The sequence below is a fragment of the Oceanisphaera pacifica genome (assembly GCF_017498065.1).
In the GTDB taxonomy this organism is placed as follows: domain Bacteria; phylum Pseudomonadota; class Gammaproteobacteria; order Enterobacterales; family Aeromonadaceae; genus Oceanimonas; species Oceanimonas pacifica.
Genome location: NZ_JAGDFX010000001.1, coordinates 188,078 through 204,024, shown reverse-complemented (window position 1 = coordinate 204,024; position 15,947 = coordinate 188,078). Strand labels below are relative to the sequence as shown.

The following is a 15,947-nucleotide window of genomic DNA, read 5'->3' as shown; positions in this document are numbered from 1 at the left end:
AGCTGACGGCTTAGCGCTGTGTTTTAATATCGGTAAGGCACACCTTTTGGGGTGGTTTTAAAGCGTCTGTGTAGCCACATGTATTGCTCGGGAGCTAAGCGAATGGCGGCTTCTATTACTTGGTTGCTGGCTGTGGCGTCAGCAATCTCGTCACCGGTCGGAAAATTAGCCATAGGAGGCTGGATCAATAACCGATAGCCGCCTTTTTCCCGTATTGTAAAGCAGGGCAGGGTGACGGTTTTCTTTACCCGTGCCAAGGTTGCAGTCCCGGTAATGGTGGCCGCTTGCTCAACCGCAAAGAAGGGCACAAACACACTGGCATGGCGGCCGTAGTCGTGATCCGGTGCATACCAAAGCGCATCGCCTTGGCGCAGGGCTTTTAGCATGCCTTTAATATTTAGGCGATTCACCAAATATTTATTAGAACGACAGCGCCCTTGAACCTGTGCATATTCTAATACCGCATTGGTGTTAGGGCGATAGACGCCAACACCCGGGCGATATAAGCCAAATTGACGGGCATTGAGCTCCAGCGTTAAAAAGTGTGCCGATAACAGCAACATACCTTGGCCATTGGCCACGGCGGCATCAACATGCTCTGTACCCTCCATGCGAGTAATGGCGCGCATCCGCCAATGGGGCCAAAACCACGCCATGCCGGTTTCAAATACCGCACAGCCAACGCTTTCAAAGTTTGCCGTTAAGGTCTGCTCTCGCTCCTCTTGGGTGAGCTCGGGTAACGCTAGCTCTAAATTGCGCCGTGCAATTTTGACTCGCGAGCCCAAAATGCGCATAGAGAAGCGCCCTAATGCTCGGCCCAGCGTCATTTGTAAGCGCCAAGGTAATAAGGTCACTAGCAGCCATAATAATCCTAGGCCCAGCCAGTTAAATAAATAGCGGGGGTGTAATAGCGCTAAAGAAAAAGAAGAGGGTTGCATAAACACTGCCATAAACCATGAATAACAGAATTCTAATTAACTTACTCGCTAATGACTAGTCCTGCGGACAGCGATCAGCCTTAAGCGGTAAGCTGTCAGCTAAAAGAAAGCACCGAATTTTTGTAGCTACCGCTTTCACTGCAAGTCTAGGTTAGTAGTATAGATATTTTCGGGCCCAGTGTTTTTCTGACGGCTGATAGCTGACCGCTACGCTTTGCGAACGTTTGTGATAAGATTTCAACTTTCCCCTGTTCAAAAGAGTCGAGCCATGAAAATCAAGTTACCGGAATTCGATAATGCCAAGGTGTTGGTAGTAGGAGATGTGATGTTAGACCGCTATTGGTCTGGCCCTACAGGGCGTATCTCCCCCGAGGCACCGGTACCCGTGGTTAAAGTGGAACATAACGAAGAACGACCAGGTGGTGCGGCAAACGTGGCACTTAACGTGGCGGCGCTGGGGGCAAAAGCACGTTTATTAGGCTTAACCGGCAACGATGAATCAGCCACTGCGCTGCAAGATAAGATGCAAGGTGTGGGGGTTGAGTGTGATTTTGTACGCCTTGATACTCACCCGACTATTACCAAGCTGCGGGTGATGAGTCGTAATCAACAATTGCTGCGCTTAGATTTTGAAGACAGCTTTGCCCCAGATGATGCCTTGCCATTAACAGAAAAAACGCGCTCAGCCTTAGATGAGGCAGGGGTTATTATATTATCAGACTATGCCAAAGGGGCGCTCACTCAAGTACAAAGCCTCATTCAAGAAGCCAATCAAGCAGGGGTGCCTGTGTTGGTGGATCCTAAAGGGGCTGAGTTTGAAAAGTATCGTGGGGCCACCTTGCTCACGCCAAACATGAGTGAGTTTGAAGCGGTTGTGGGTAAAGTAAAAGACGAGCAAGAGCTGGTGGCGCGCGGTCGTGAGCTAATGAAAAAGTTCGATTTTAAAGCCTTGTTGGTTACTCGCTCAGAACACGGTATGACGTTAATTCATGCCGATGACCACGAGCTGCATTTACCAGCTCAAGCCCATGAGGTGTTTGATGTTACCGGTGCTGGCGATACTGTAATTGCCACGTTAGCCACAGCGTTAGCTTCAGGGTTACACCTAGACGAAGCCTGTGCGCTCGCCAACGTAGCGGCCAGCATAGTGGTGGGCAAACTGGGTACCTCAACGGTGTCTGCCATTGAGTTGGCGAATGTCTTATATGGTACGCCAGAGTTTGGTATGGGCGTGGTTACCGAGCAGCAGCTTAAACAAGTGATGGATGCCGCGCGTCGCCAAGGTGAAAAAATTGTTATGACCAACGGCTGTTTTGACATCTTACATGCCGGCCATGTGTCTTATTTAAACCATGCGCGTCAACTAGGAGACCGCTTAGTGGTGGCCGTGAATACCGATGCCTCTGTGCGCGCGCTTAAAGGTGATGGCCGCCCAGTAAACACAGTTGATAGACGTATGGCGGTATTAGCCGGCCTAGGCGCGGTAGACTGGGTTGTGCCTTTTGCCGAAGACACGCCACAGCGCTTAATCGCCGAAACGCTACCGGATGTGTTAGTAAAAGGCGGCGACTATAAAGCAGAAGACATTGCCGGTTTTGATGAGGTCACCGCCAATGGCGGCGAGGTAAAAGTGCTGAACTTTGAAGATGGTTGCTCCACCACCGCCATTATTCAAGCCATTCGCACACGGGGTTAACAGCAGCTGGAAGCGGTAAGCTAAAAGCGGGAAGATCACCAAAGCCAACGAAGACAGATACCGTCTTTCGTTGGCTTTGTCGTTTTTGCCGCCTTGTTCTGGTATCTGTTTTAATGTTGTTTTTAATTATGAGTTTATAGCTGACGGTTTCAAGCCTGTCTCTTAGTCACAAGTCTGTAGAATGCCATAGTGCAAGCAGAGCCAGCAGGCTTGCCTTCGTCAACTCGCTTGATTTGATGACACTCATTGTTTCTGCCTACTGCGAACATTCACTGGACGTTCGGTTAAGCAGAAACAATTCGTCACGGCGAGGCAAGCTCGCCCCATCGGCGCTCGGCAAATGCTGTCAACCGCCATGGATGGCGGAAATGTCGAAATGGCAGGAGCATTTTTCGACCCTGGCATTTGACGGTTGACTACGGCAATGCCTCCCGTCTCTTCTTCATGTTTTGGTGCCGACTGTTTGTAGTGACATGCAGCTCGGTGCTAATGGGAAGGCAGAGGGCGTCTGCTCCGTCGACCCTCCGCGCCAGGGAGGGCGCGGCGGAGCCCCCATGGATGGGTTTATGGCGAGTCGAGCGGAGCAGTGCGCTCTGCCTGACTTCCACTAAAACACCAACAAAAAGATGTGATGAAGTGACAGGTTTCAAGCTTATCACTGCCCGATGGCCTGTCTTTACCAATAAAGATATCTTCAGACCAGATCTCTATTATTCCGTGGGTTCCGTTGCGAAATAGGGTTGAGGGTTAGCTCGGCGCTTGGTGCTGGGCGCCAGGCGCTGTTTGTAACGCCTGCCATGCCTCAAATTGGCTTAAGAACACTTGCCCAGATAACTGCTCTAAAAAGTGACTTTTTTGCAAGCGGTCCATAACCGGCCCTTTCATTTCTGACAAATGAAACATCACACCACTGTCTTCTAACCTGTGGTTAATTGCCTCTAAGCTTTCTAATGCAGAGGCATCAATTAGGTTGACTGCAGGGCACATTAATATCAAATGCTTAACGCTTGGCTGCTGAACAATTAACGCATAAATGCGGTCTTCAAGGTGGCGCGCATTGGCAAAGTATAAGCTTTCGTCCATGCGTAATGTTACTAAGTGAGGGAGCGTGATCACCTGATGGCGGTCGATATTACGAAAATGCTCTGTGCCGGGCACCAAGCCGACCACTGCGCTATGAGGGGTGCTGGTGCGGTGTAAAAATAACAGTAACGATAAGCTCACCCCGGCAATAATCCCCATTTCTACGCCTTGGGTTAAGGTGAGCAAAATCGTCACCAGCATGGCTGAAAAATCACTGCGAGAATATTGCCAGGTGCGTTTAATAGCTCCCAAATCAATAAGTGATAATACGGCCACAATAATGGTGGCGGCTAATGTGGCTTGGGGCAGAAAAAACAGTAATGGAGTTAAAAACAGCGCCGCCAGTGCAATGCCAAGGGCAGTAAAGGCACCGGCTGCAGGGGTTTGCGCGCCGGCATCAAAGTTGACTACTGAGCGTGAAAAGCCACCGGTTACTGGAAAGCCCCCCGCCAAAGCTGAGCCAATATTGGCCGCCCCTAGGCCTATTAATTCTTGGTTAGGCTCAATACGCTGGCGACGCTTAGCCGCTAGCGTTTGTGCCACGGATACCGACTCCACAAATCCCACTAGGCTGATAAAAAGTGCAGACACTAAGAGTTGTTGCCAATGTTCGCTATCAAAATGTGGCAAGGTAAAGGCCGGTAAACCCGCAGGAATACTGCCCACTATATGTACGCCTTGCTGAGCAAGATCTGCCGCCCATACCACTAAAATGCTGCTGATTACGGCCAATACAGGGCCGGTTTTAGAGACAAGTGCCGCAACATGAGGCGATAAGCCACAGCGTGTTAATAGTGGAGCAAAGCCCTTGCGTGACCAAAATAAAAACCAGACAGCACTACCGCCAATGGCTAATGTGAGCAGATTGGTGTTTTGAATGTTAGCGGCAACAGCCTGTAAAATGTCGAGCAAGTTATGGCCGCTGGCGCTAATACCTAATAGATGCTGCAACTGACTGGCGGCAATTAATAAGCCAGAGGCGGTAATAAAACCCGAGATCACTGGATGACTCAAAAAGTTCGCTAATATCCCAAGCTTTAATAACCCCATTACCACTAGCATCATGCCCGAAATAAAGGCAAGCGCGATGGCGGCAACTAGGTATTCGCTGCTGCCCTCGAGTGCTAAATTGCCTACGGCAGCGGCCGTCATTAAAGAAATAACCGCCACCGGCCCCACCGACAAGGTACGGCTGGTGCCAAATAAGGTATAGGTCAATAGAGGTAAAATGCTGGCGTAAAGGCCCACTTCAGGGGGCAGACCGGCCAGCATGGCATAAGCAAGCGACTGCGGGATCAGCATAATAGTTACTATGATAGCCGCTACCATATCACTGGCTAAGGCGTGCCTATTGTAGACGCTGAGCCAGTTAATAATGGGTAAATAGCGTTTAAGCATGAAAAGGCCTTACTTAGGTGTCGCTGCAAAATTATTATTTAAGTATATTCTTAATTACCTGTCTACGGCAACCTCCGCTCACCTTTGATACTAATTCGAATCAATATATGTAAAAAAAGCACCAAACCTCGCGATTCGGTGCTTATACTTTCTGGGCGCTGGGCGCTGGGCGCTGGGCGCTGGGCGCTGGGCGCTAAAAGCTACTCTGAGATCAAGCCATTATTAATATCTACTAGGTCTTGTTCGGTTAAGTTACCAGCAGCTTGCTTGAGTTTAAGCTGGTTTAACACATAAGCATAACGTGCTGAAGACAAGTTATTTTTAGCATTATAGAGTTGGCGAGTTGCGTCTAATACATCAACAATAGTACGGGTGCCTACTTCATAGCCTGCTTCGGTGGCATCCAGCGCACTTTGTGCCGAAGTTACAAATTGTTCAAACGCCCGCACCGAGCCCGCAGCGGCTTCTACGTTGTTATAAGAAGAATAAACTCGGCTTTTAACGGCTCTAAAGCTGCGCTCTAATTCTTCACTGGCAGCCACATAACCAAACTGAGCTTGTTTCACTTGTGAGCTAGTGGCACCGCCGCTGTAGATGGGTAAGTTAAAAGACAAGCCGACTTGCGCTTGATTATTGGTGCCATCTTGTCTGCTTGGGCCACTGTCTTTGTAATTGCTGTAATCGCTACCCAGTGCAGCATTGAGATCCAGTGTGGGGTGATGTCCTGCCTGCGCTAAGCTAATTTGCTCATTAGCAATGTCTTTTCCTATACGTTGTTGATGTAACTCTAGATTTTGATCTAGCGCTATCTCTAACCAAGCGTCCGCTACCATGGGAGATTGTTGTGGGCTAAATGACTCCGTATCTAGTTTATCTAGCTGGGCATAGCTCATATCGGTGAGTTCGCGCAGCACCTCTTTGGCATTATTAACAGAGTTTTTAGTACTTATCTCTTCGGCTAAGGCGTTATCATACTGAGCCTGTGCTTCATGTACGTCTGTCATGGCACTTAAGCCCACCTCAAAGCGTTGCTTAGTTTGCTCAAGTTGGCGGCTAACGGCCTCTTTATTTGCCTGCACAAAACTGAGTGCATCTTCGGCACTTAATACCTCAAAGTAGGCTTGAGTGGCGCGCAAAATCAGCGTTTGTTGCGCCTCTTTATAGACAACATCAGCTTGTGTCGCTTGCTTTTCGGTGATATCAAAATTAACCCATGCCGATTTTCGATAGAGTGCCTGCTCTAGTCTTAAACTTGCACCTGCTGTGTTCATATCACTGGTTTTGCTATTTTCTGTATAGTTAGCACCCGCGCTAAGATCCACCTGTGGCAGCAGGGGGGCCCGAGATTCTTTTACCTTTTCAAATGCACTATCGCGTACCGCTTTGGCTTGACGTATTTGTGGATCATTTAAGGTTGCTTGTTGATAAATATCAAGTAAGTCTTCAGCCTGAGCTGGGCCTGCCGCACAGAGGAAGATCAGGGTCGACAACAATGTTTTCTTCATTTAATTAGCCTTACATAACAAATGAGCAATGATCGCCTTGCTTAGGCAGACAGCGGGTATTGGTTCGTCAAGTATAAGAGTAACATCACTATAGTAGGTTGAAAATTGGTTAACGCCATAGTGATGCAGCCTTGTGTCAAACACGAGTGATGCCGTTGACGGTATTAATGTGTACTGAATGAACGTTCATTCATTTTGATGCTAGTCTAAAATTTACCGGTTAAAAGTCAAGAAAGGAGTCGAAATGAATAGCAATAAGCCAGCCCAGTTTGGGCATCAAGAGGTAAAGCTAGTAGCAGAAGACACCGGTTATCAAGGTTTTTTTAAGCTATTGCGACTACAATTACAGCACAAGTTGTTTGGTGGCGGCTGGAGTAAGGTGATGACGCGCGAGCTTTTTGAGCGAGGCCATGCCGCTGCCGTACTGCCCTACGACCCGGTGCGTGATGAAGTTATCTTAATTGAACAATTTCGCGTTGGCGCGGTTTATCATGATGCAAGCCCTTGGCTGCTTGAAGTGGTGGCCGGTATCATAGAAGAGGGCGAAACAGCAGAAGAGGTAGTAAGACGCGAGGCACAAGAAGAGGCCGGCCTAACATTAACCAAGCTGACCAAGATAAGTAGTTATTTTCCAAGTCCTGGTGGTTGTAGCGAGCGTATTAGCTTATTTGTTGGTGAAGTTGATGCCAGCCAAGCCCCCGAGTACGGCGGGTTAGCTGATGAGAATGAAGATATTCGCATTCATCGCGTCTCGCGCGAACAAGCCATGCAGTGGATGAATGACGGCAAGTTGGATAACGCCAGCACCATTATTGCCTTGCAGTGGTTAGCGCTAACAGGTGCCAGTTAATAAAAGAGTGACTTGGGTCGGTTTGTTAGCAATCGGGCTGCGGCTGAGGATTTTTTGTGAGTTTGATATAATGAGCAGCCTTTCTGCTTAAATCTTTAATACCCAACCTAAAGTCAGCCACGTCGGCATCTTGCTGGCAAGGAGAAATAGCGTGATAGCACAGGCCTTGGCTCAGAAGCATGTGCCAGATTTAAAAACCTTACAGCGTACCTGTGATATGAATTACATGGCGTTAATGAAACTGCTGCCGCAACAGGCTGTGGTGGGAGATACTGTGTCTATTGGTATTAGTGAGCAGGTATTATTTGTTCTAAAAGTATTGGAAACGGCTCCTTATACTTGGCATTTATCAGTGGAGCAATGCACGCCTAGTTTACCGTCCTTTATGCGTATGAAGGTAAAGGTGCGGCTTTATCATGATGTTAGAATGGCCGAAGTGTGTGCGAGCCAGCAGATATTGACTCTGCGTTCGAGTTATCATTACCCTAATGCCAAGATGCACCATCGCAATGAAAAAGAGCAGGTAAACTTTTTTTTGGCCGAATGGCTAAAATGTTGCCTACAACATGGATTTAGTACGGTTAAACAAATTTGAATCAAACACCCCCTCAGTTAGAGACTATTGAAATAGCACCCCAATGCCCAAGTGGCGTTGTTGAGTTGTTGCAGATTACGGATACTCATCTCTTTGCCGACAAAAATGCCGACTTTTTAGGTATTGCGCCTTGGCAAAGCGGTCTGGCCGTGGTGGATGCCATTCTTGAAAATGAACAACTGTCAGGGACTCAGCCTCACGATTTTATTTTAGCGACCGGTGACTTATCACAAGATCACTCTCGTGAGTCTTATCGCCATTTTAGTGAGCTAATGGGTAAGTTAGCGCCGCCGGTATTCTGGCTACCCGGTAATCATGATGATGCAGTGCTGATGCAAGCCGAGCTAGATAATGCCGGTATTAGCAATGCTAAGCACTTGTTATGTGGCCAGTGGCAAATTTTATTACTCGACACCCAGTTGCCGGGTGAAACTCACGGTGAGCTCTCAGCGGCACAGTTGTCTTTATTAGCGCAAGCACTGCAACAATATCCTGAGCACCACTTATTATTAGCGGTGCATCATCAGGGTATTCCGGTGGGCTGTGCTTGGTTAGATCAACATAATTTGCGTAATGCCTCGGCAATGAAAGCCTTATTAGCCGATCACCAGGCCTCCACAGTGGTGTTATGTGGCCATGTGCATCAAGGGTTTGATCAAGGTGAGCAGGGAGTGCGCTATTTAGCCAGCCCTTCTACTTGTATTCAGTTTAAGCCGTTATCGGACGAGTTTGCCCTCGACACCATGGCGCCAGGCTGGCGTGCTATGTCTTTGTACCCAGATGGTCGCCTCAGCACGCAAGTGTGGCGTTTGCCGCCGCATTTTTTTACTCCCGACTTTAGTGCCACAGGGTATTAAGATGCCAACTCTTGTTTATTTGCACGGTTTTAACTCCTCTCCGCAGTCGGTTAAAGCACAACAAATGTGGGAACACTTACAACAAAAGCGGCCCGATATTCACTTTATTTGCCCGCAACTGTGCGCAACGCCTGCGAAAGCTTGGGCTCAAATACAGGCGATTTGCGATGAGTTAGTGACGCAAAATCGTCCTTTTGGTGTAGCGGGCAGCTCGTTAGGCGGCTTTTTAGCTACCCGTGTTGCCGAGCAATATGGCGTGCGTGCTGTGGTAATTAACCCCGCCGTTAACCCACATATTTTGTTGCAAGATTACTTAGGCGAGCAGCTTAATCCCTATACCGAACAGCGCTATCTTTTGACTGAGCAACATATTCAAGAATTAGTCGACTTGCGTGTTAATCAGCCCAGCTGCATGGAGCGTATTTGGCTGTTGCAACAACAAGACGATGAAGTGCTCGATTATCGCGAAGCCCTGGATTACTACCGCTTTGCCCGGGTGTGTATTCAAAAAGGGGGTAATCACGCCTTTGTTCGTTTTGATCATTACTGCGCGCAAATCATCCGCTTCTTGCAGCTCTAACAGAGCAATATTGAGTTTTTAGTGTTGAATGTTTAATTAACCATTTACCCTGCAAAATTCAACATTGTCCGAGCCCTGTGCGCCCCCCCTTCACACCTCACCATTTTTATGTAGGCGAACGCTTGCTCTCGCATTTTGCCGTAGAGCTCGGCGCTGGGTGCCGGGCGCGAGTCTTTTCCCTTATAGCTGACAGGGTATAGCGCTAAGTAGTAAGATAGCGGTAACGAATTCAGATTATTTAGGGGCAACATGACATCCAGTCAATATACTGCTGATGCTATTGAGGTGCTCAATGGCCTAGAGCCGGTGCGTCGTCGCCCTGGTATGTATACCGACACCACGCGCCCTAATCACCTTGGTCAAGAGGTGATCGATAACAGTGTTGATGAGGCACTTGCCGGGCACGCCAGCAAAATAGACGTAATATTACACGCCGACCAATCACTAGAAGTGATTGATAATGGCCGTGGCATGCCGGTGGATATTCACCCAGAAGAAGGCATTTCGGGCGTTGAGCTCATTTTTACCAAGCTGCATGCCGGTGGTAAGTTTTCCAATAAAAACTATGAGTATTCGGGCGGCTTGCACGGGGTGGGTATTTCCGTGGTCAGTGCCTTAAGTTCACGATTAGATGTCACTATTCGTCGTGCCGGTCAAGTTCATGAAATGGCCTTTGAGCACGGCACCAAAGTCAGTGAACTGACCGTTACCGGCACCTGTGGCCAGCGTAATACTGGTACTCGGGTGCACTTTTTTCCTGATGCTAGCTACTTTGACTCGGCTAAATTTTCCGTTAGCCGCCTTAAGCACCTATTAAAAGCTAAGGCGGTTTTATGCCCAGGGCTTACGCTGCGCTTTGTTGATAAAGTTAATAACGGCACCAGCGAATGGTACTACGAAGACGGCTTGCAAGATTATCTGGTGGAGTCCGTTAAAGAGTTTACCTGTCTGCCAGACATTCCTTTTGTGGGTAATTTTAGTGCCGATCATTCGGCGGCAGAATGGGCGCTCACTTGGCTGCCAGAAGGCGGCGAGGGCATAGGTGAAAGCTACGTTAACCTGATCCCGACCACCCAAGGCGGTACGCACGTTAACGGCTTACGCCAAGGTCTTTTGGATGCCATGCGCGAGTTTTGTGAGTTTAGAAATCTTTTGCCCCGTGGCGTTAAGCTTACGCCAGATGATATTTGGGAGCGTTGCTCTTATATCTTGTCAGTGAAGATGCAAGACCCACAATTTGCCGGTCAAACCAAAGAGCGATTATCGTCTCGCCAAAGCTCGGCTTTTGTTTCGGGTGTGGTGAAAGATGCCTTTAGTTTGTGGCTTAACCAGCACACAGAGCTGGCCGAACAAATTGCTGAATTGTGCATTAGTAGCGCGCAACGCCGTTTGCGCCAAGCGAAAAAAGTGGTGCGTAAAAAAGTCACCCAAGGTCCGGCTTTACCGGGTAAGCTCACCGACTGTGCCTGCTCTGATCCGCTGCGCGGCGAGCTGTTCTTAGTTGAGGGTGACTCTGCGGGCGGCAGTGCCAAACAAGCGCGAGATCGTGAGTTTCAGGCCATTATGCCGCTGCGAGGTAAAATTCTAAATACTTGGGAAGTCGACTCCGGCCAAGTATTAGCCTCTCAAGAAGTGCACGATATTTCTGTGGCCATAGGTTTGGATCCCGACTCCACGGATCTGAGTGACTTGCGCTATGGCAAGATCTGTATTTTAGCGGATGCGGACTCAGACGGTTTACATATTGCTACCCTGTTATGTGCGCTATTTATGCGCCATTTTCGCCACCTCGTCGAACAAGGTCACGTCTATGTGGCCATGCCGCCCTTATACCGTGTTGATATTGGTAAAGAGGTGTTTTACGCCTTAGATGAAGATGAGCGCGATGGCATCTTAGACCGCATTAAAGCCGAAAAGAAACGCGGTAAAGTGCAAGTCACCCGCTTTAAAGGTTTGGGTGAAATGAACCCTAAGCAACTGCGCGAAACGACCCTAGATCCCAACACCCGCCGTTTAGTACAACTGACGGTCGAAGACATGGAAGCCACCGAAACGTTAATGGATATGCTGCTTGCGAAAAAGCGTTCTGGCGACCGACGTGAATGGCTAGAAACCAAGGGTAACTTGGTCGATCCACTGGTCTGAGGAAAGACATTTAATGAGTACTAATGATTTTACCATGGAAGGTGTAGAGCACCTGCCCATGCACACCTTTACTGAGCAGGCCTACCTTAACTACTCCATGTACGTGATCATGGACCGGGCCCTGCCGCACATTGGCGATGGTCTTAAACCGGTGCAACGGCGCATTATTTATGCCATGAGCGAGCTGGGGTTATCGGCGCAGTCTAAACATAAAAAGTCTGCCCGTACCGTCGGTGATGTACTGGGTAAATACCACCCGCACGGTGACTCGGCTTGTTACGAAGCCATGGTGTTAATGGCCCAGCCTTTTTCGTATCGCTACCCATTAGTAGACGGCCAAGGTAACTGGGGGGCGCCAGACGATCCTAAATCTTTTGCTGCCATGCGTTATACCGAAGCTCGTTTGTCGCGCTATGCCGAGCTGTTGTTATCTGAGTTGGGCCAAGGCACGGTTGAGTGGATCCCAAACTTTGATGGCACCATGAAAGAACCCGGTATGCTGCCGGCGCGTTTACCGCATATTTTAATGAATGGGGTGACAGGCATAGCCGTGGGTATGGCCACGGATATTCCGCCCCATAATTTAAGAGAGCTAGCTACAGCCTGCGTGCATTTATTAGAGCAGCCTAAGGCTGGTGTGGCTGATTTAATGCAGCATATACAAGGGCCAGACTACCCAACCGATGCCGAAATTATTACGCCGCGCGCCGATATTCAAAAGCTGTATGAAACCGGACGTGGCAGCATTAAGATGCGTGCCGTGTACGAAATGGAGCAGGGCGATATTGTGATCACGGCTTTGCCGCATCAAGCCAGTAGCGGCAAAATCCTTGAGCAAATAGCGGCACAAATGCAGGCCAAAAAACTGCCCATGGTGGCAGATTTGCGCGATGAAGCGGATCATGAAAACCCCACCCGTTTAGTGATCATTCCCCGCTCTAATCGCGTGGATATTGATCAGCTCATGCAGCATTTATTTGCCAGTACAGATCTCGAGAAAAGCTATCGCGTTAATCTTAATATGCTGGGGCTAAATAATAAGCCACAAGTGAAAAGTCTCGATATGATTTTAGCCGAATGGCTGAGCTTTCGTCGTGAGACCGTACGCAACCGCTTGCAGCACCGTTTAGATAAAGTGGAAGCGCGGCTGCATATTTTAGCGGGCTTACTGATCGCTTTTTTGAATATCGATGAAGTGATCGAGATTATTCGCCGCGAAGATGAACCCAAACCAGTATTAATGTCCCACTTTGACTTAACAGAGACTCAAGCAGAATCTATTTTAGAGCTTAAACTGCGCCACCTCGCCAAGTTAGAAGAAATGAAAATCCGTGGTGAGCAAGATGAGCTGGCCAGTGAACGTGATAAGTTAGCGCTAATACTGGGCTCTGAGCGTCGTTTAAGTACGCTGATTAAAAAAGAAATTTTAGCTGATGCCGACAAATTTGGTGATGATAGACGCTCGCCGCTTGTTGAGCGCTCTGAAGCCAAAGCGCTCAGCGAGAAAGAGTTGCTTCCTAGTGAGCCGGTAACCATAGTATTGTCAGAAAAAGGCTGGGTGCGTTCCGCCAAAGGCCATGATGTGGATGGTGCCAGCCTTAGCTACCGTGCGGGGGATAGTTTTTTATCTGCCGCCAGTGGGCGCAGTAATCAAATGGCGGTGTTCTTATCTAATATCGGGCGTGCCTACGGCCAAGATGCCCATAGCTTGCCCTCGGCACGAGGGCAGGGCGACCCCTTGAGTGGCCGTTGTAGTTTAAGCCCAGGCGAGCAACCCAGCTTTGTATTAATGGGCGAAGATGAGCGGTTATTCTTAATCGCCTCTGATGCCGGTTACGGTTTTGTGGGGCGCTTTGCCGATATGCTGAGTCGTAACAAAAACGGTAAAGCCCTGCTCACCGTGCCTAAAGGCGGCTTAGTACTAAACCCGGTTCCTATCGAGCAGCGTGAAAGTAGCCAATGTTTAGCGGTAACCAATGAAGGCCGTATGCTGTTATTCCCGTTGACTGAATTGCCATTGCTAAGCAAAGGTAAGGGCAATAAGATCATTGGTATTACGGGGGCCAAGGTACAGGCCCGAGAAGATTTTATTAAGCACTTAACCGTTGTGCCACTTGATGCGAGTGTGACCTTATATGCGGGTAAACGTAAACTGACCCTTAAGCCTACTGATCTTGCGCATTATCAAGGTGAGCGCGGTCGCCGTGGCGCTTTATTACCGCGCGGTTTACAACGGGTTGATAGTTTGGAAGTAGAACAGGCAGCACCGAGCGCCGAGCACCAAGCACCCAGCTAAACTCAATATCGAACCAAACAAAAAGGCATCCAGGCTCATATCCGGATGTCTTTTTTATTGGCGGGCGCTTGGTGTTTTGTAGGGTCGAATTCATTCGACCTCTTTTAGGCCGTGCCAAGGTTTTGGTCCAATGAATTGGACCCTACAAAAGATCAAAACAAAAAAGCACTGGTTTTGTTTTTTCGTCAGGCGCTCAGCGTATAACTAAAAGAAAGCCGTCAGCTATCAGCGGTAAGCTGTCAGTCCACTTAACACTCAACCAGCGTCTGTTTGTTGGCTTATGGCCGCTCTGCGGTCGGTTTGTTTTTTGTTTGTCTGATAGCTGGCGGCTTAAAGCTGACAGCTGCCCGAAGGGCCTGGATTGCCGCGTCGTTGCACTCCTCGCAATGACCAAGAGAAGTCGTTCGGGTTTTTCGTAGGGTCGAATTCATTCGACCTCTTTTAGGCCGTGCCAAGGTTTTGGTCCAATGAATTGGATCCTACAAAAGAGGGTGTTTGGGTTTAAGCCGTCTTCCTGACCAAGGTCAGGATCTCGCTTTAGATTTTTAGTACTTAAGTGCGAGATACCGGGGTGAGCCTGGTAAGACGGCATAAAGCTAAAAACGGCAGCCGTCTTTAGGTGGGCGCTTGGTGTTAGGCGCCGGGCGCTGTTAGTTTTTCAACAATTGGCCCATTAGCTTCAGGGAAGTCGTATTGAGCCAACTTGCTAACGGGTACCCAGCGGCTGGGTTGGCCTTCCAGCCCCCGTGGCTCGCCACTAAAAGCGGTAACTTTATGAATCGCAAGCTTAACTTGTTTATCACCATAGTCATGCTCTAATTGCATCAACGGCTGGCAGCGCTCTACCGTTATGCCGACTTCTTCGGCCAGCTCTCGGGTTAGGGCTTGTTCAACGGTTTCGCCCGCTTCTACCTTGCCCCCAGGAAACTCCCACTTATTAGCTTGATGCTGGCTAGCACCACGACGACAGATAAAAATATCGCCGGTGGCATTCTCAATCACTCCCACCGCCACTAGCACTGTTTTTTTAGTCTCAGTATTCATTTTCATTATCCTGATCGGGTAACCAAGCGGGTTGGCCGGGAATGCGTTTTTCTTCATCGGCCCATTCGCCTAAATCAATCAACTGGCAGCGTTTGCTGCAAAAGGGACGAAAGGGGCTTTGTTCTCCCCACAATACAGAAGTGTTACAAGTGGGGCAGGATACGCTAAGAGGTGTATTCATTTGATATTCGCCAATTCAAAGTCTACATGACCGATTTCACTGTTATCGACCGGCATAAAACGAATGGTATAACGGTATTTATTACCACTTACCACCGGGTAAATGGCCTGATCGGCCGACAGGCGTAACCGGATAATATGGGTGTTAGCTGCATCGTCTTGAAAAAAACCATTATGAGCGCGCAGGGTTTGAAATTGACCCACTTCACGCCATAAGGTGAGCTGTAATTCTAACCCTTGTTGCAATAGTTGCAGCTGCGCCAGCCAAGCATCAATATCTTGTTGCTGGCAGGCTTTAGACTGATGCAGCCAGTAATGCAGTTGTGGCACATCAAATGCGCATAGGCCGCCGGGAATGGCAAATCGACTGCGCACAGCAGACAGTAATTTATCTTCTCGCAACTGTTGGCCAAAACGAGGCGATTTAGGCAGTTGCTGACTTAAGTCGGCCAGTTGTTGCTCTAATTGATTTAGAGCACTGGCATCTATGCCTGGCACTGTTGCCCACGCCGCCAGCTTCTCTTTTTGCACGGTTAAGTCTTTGGCCAGATCGGTGCGAATATCGCAACGCTCTAGTAACTCAATAATATCTAACAAGGCCTTAAACAAGGCTGTTGTTTGGCCTTGGGCGGTGAGGCTGCGACATTGTTTTATTTGCTGTAATAAATCATTAAGGCGCAAGTAATTGCGACATTTTTCGTTTAGTGGATATTCGTAAACCAGTGATGACATAAGGCTCCGGCCCGAAATTAAAGGCGACAATAAGTACAATGTTACCTG

General features: G+C 48.7%; 13 protein-coding genes. 7 read left to right on the top strand and 6 right to left on the bottom strand.

The features are described 5' to 3' along the window. Positions 1–23 precede the first annotated feature (23 nt). Entirely contained in the window at positions 24–938 is a 915-nt protein-coding gene (gene lpxL, locus J3U76_RS00955) for an LpxL/LpxP family Kdo(2)-lipid IV(A) lauroyl/palmitoleoyl acyltransferase (protein WP_208003793.1), read from the bottom strand. Between the two features lie 268 nt (positions 939–1,206). Between lpxL and hldE the strand changes: the two genes are divergently transcribed. Next, the gene (hldE, locus tag J3U76_RS00950; protein ID WP_208003792.1) at positions 1,207–2,634 is read left to right on the top strand and encodes a bifunctional D-glycero-beta-D-manno-heptose-7-phosphate kinase/D-glycero-beta-D-manno-heptose 1-phosphate adenylyltransferase HldE; all 1,428 of its coding nucleotides are present in this window, start codon (positions 1,207–1,209) and stop codon (positions 2,632–2,634) included. Between the two features lie 747 nt (positions 2,635–3,381). Here the strand turns inward: hldE and J3U76_RS00945 are convergent. Beyond that, on the bottom strand, positions 3,382–5,115 hold the full coding sequence (locus J3U76_RS00945) for a SulP family inorganic anion transporter (protein WP_208003791.1): 1,734 nt from the start codon (positions 5,113–5,115) through the stop codon (positions 3,382–3,384). Positions 5,116–5,315: 200 nt separating this feature from the next. Further along, on the bottom strand, positions 5,316–6,620 hold the full coding sequence (tolC, locus tag J3U76_RS00940) for an outer membrane channel protein TolC (protein WP_208003790.1): 1,305 nt from the start codon (positions 6,618–6,620) through the stop codon (positions 5,316–5,318). 244 nt (positions 6,621–6,864) lie between these two features. Between tolC and nudF the strand changes: the two genes are divergently transcribed. The 6 genes from nudF to parC all read left to right on the top strand — a co-directional run bounded on the left by nudF (position 6,865) and on the right by parC (position 13,943). Beyond that, the gene (nudF, locus tag J3U76_RS00935; protein ID WP_208003789.1) at positions 6,865–7,470 is read left to right on the top strand and encodes an ADP-ribose diphosphatase; all 606 of its coding nucleotides are present in this window, start codon (positions 6,865–6,867) and stop codon (positions 7,468–7,470) included. A 217-nt stretch (positions 7,471–7,687) separates the two neighbouring features. Beyond that, complete coding sequence (locus J3U76_RS00930; RefSeq protein ID WP_208003891.1) at positions 7,688–8,065, top strand: DUF1249 domain-containing protein; 378 nt, start codon at positions 7,688–7,690, stop codon at positions 8,063–8,065. Between the two features lie 26 nt (positions 8,066–8,091). Next, positions 8,092–8,922, top strand: a complete 831-nt coding sequence (gene cpdA, locus J3U76_RS00925; RefSeq protein WP_424022289.1) for a 3',5'-cyclic-AMP phosphodiesterase — start codon at positions 8,092–8,094, stop codon at positions 8,920–8,922. Position 8,923: 1 nt separating this feature from the next. After that, on the top strand, positions 8,924–9,502 hold the full coding sequence (locus J3U76_RS00920; RefSeq protein WP_208003787.1) for a YqiA/YcfP family alpha/beta fold hydrolase: 579 nt from the start codon (positions 8,924–8,926) through the stop codon (positions 9,500–9,502). Positions 9,503–9,751: 249 nt separating this feature from the next. Then, positions 9,752–11,647: a DNA topoisomerase IV subunit B gene (gene parE / locus J3U76_RS00915; RefSeq protein WP_208003786.1), complete on the top strand. Its 1,896-nt coding sequence runs from the start codon at positions 9,752–9,754 to the stop codon at positions 11,645–11,647. 13 nt (positions 11,648–11,660) lie between these two features. Then, positions 11,661–13,943 (top strand): DNA topoisomerase IV subunit A, encoded by a 2,283-nt coding sequence (gene parC / locus J3U76_RS00910; RefSeq protein ID WP_208003785.1) that lies wholly within the window; start codon positions 11,661–11,663, stop codon positions 13,941–13,943. Positions 13,944–14,576: 633 nt separating this feature from the next. On the opposite strand, the gene mutT is transcribed toward parC, so the two are convergent. The 3 genes from mutT to zapD are packed head-to-tail and all read right to left on the bottom strand — an operon-like array spanning position 14,577 to position 15,899. Beyond that, the gene (gene mutT / locus J3U76_RS00905) at positions 14,577–14,987 is read right to left on the bottom strand and encodes an 8-oxo-dGTP diphosphatase MutT (protein ID WP_208003784.1); all 411 of its coding nucleotides are present in this window, start codon (positions 14,985–14,987) and stop codon (positions 14,577–14,579) included. After that, on the bottom strand, positions 14,977–15,168 hold the full coding sequence (gene yacG / locus J3U76_RS00900) for a DNA gyrase inhibitor YacG (RefSeq protein ID WP_208003783.1): 192 nt from the start codon (positions 15,166–15,168) through the stop codon (positions 14,977–14,979). The genes mutT and yacG overlap by 11 nt, the downstream gene beginning before the upstream one ends. Next, positions 15,165–15,899, bottom strand: a complete 735-nt coding sequence (zapD, locus tag J3U76_RS00895) for a cell division protein ZapD (RefSeq protein ID WP_208003782.1) — start codon at positions 15,897–15,899, stop codon at positions 15,165–15,167. Before zapD ends, yacG begins: the two co-directional genes overlap by 4 nt. Positions 15,900–15,947 lie beyond the last annotated feature (48 nt).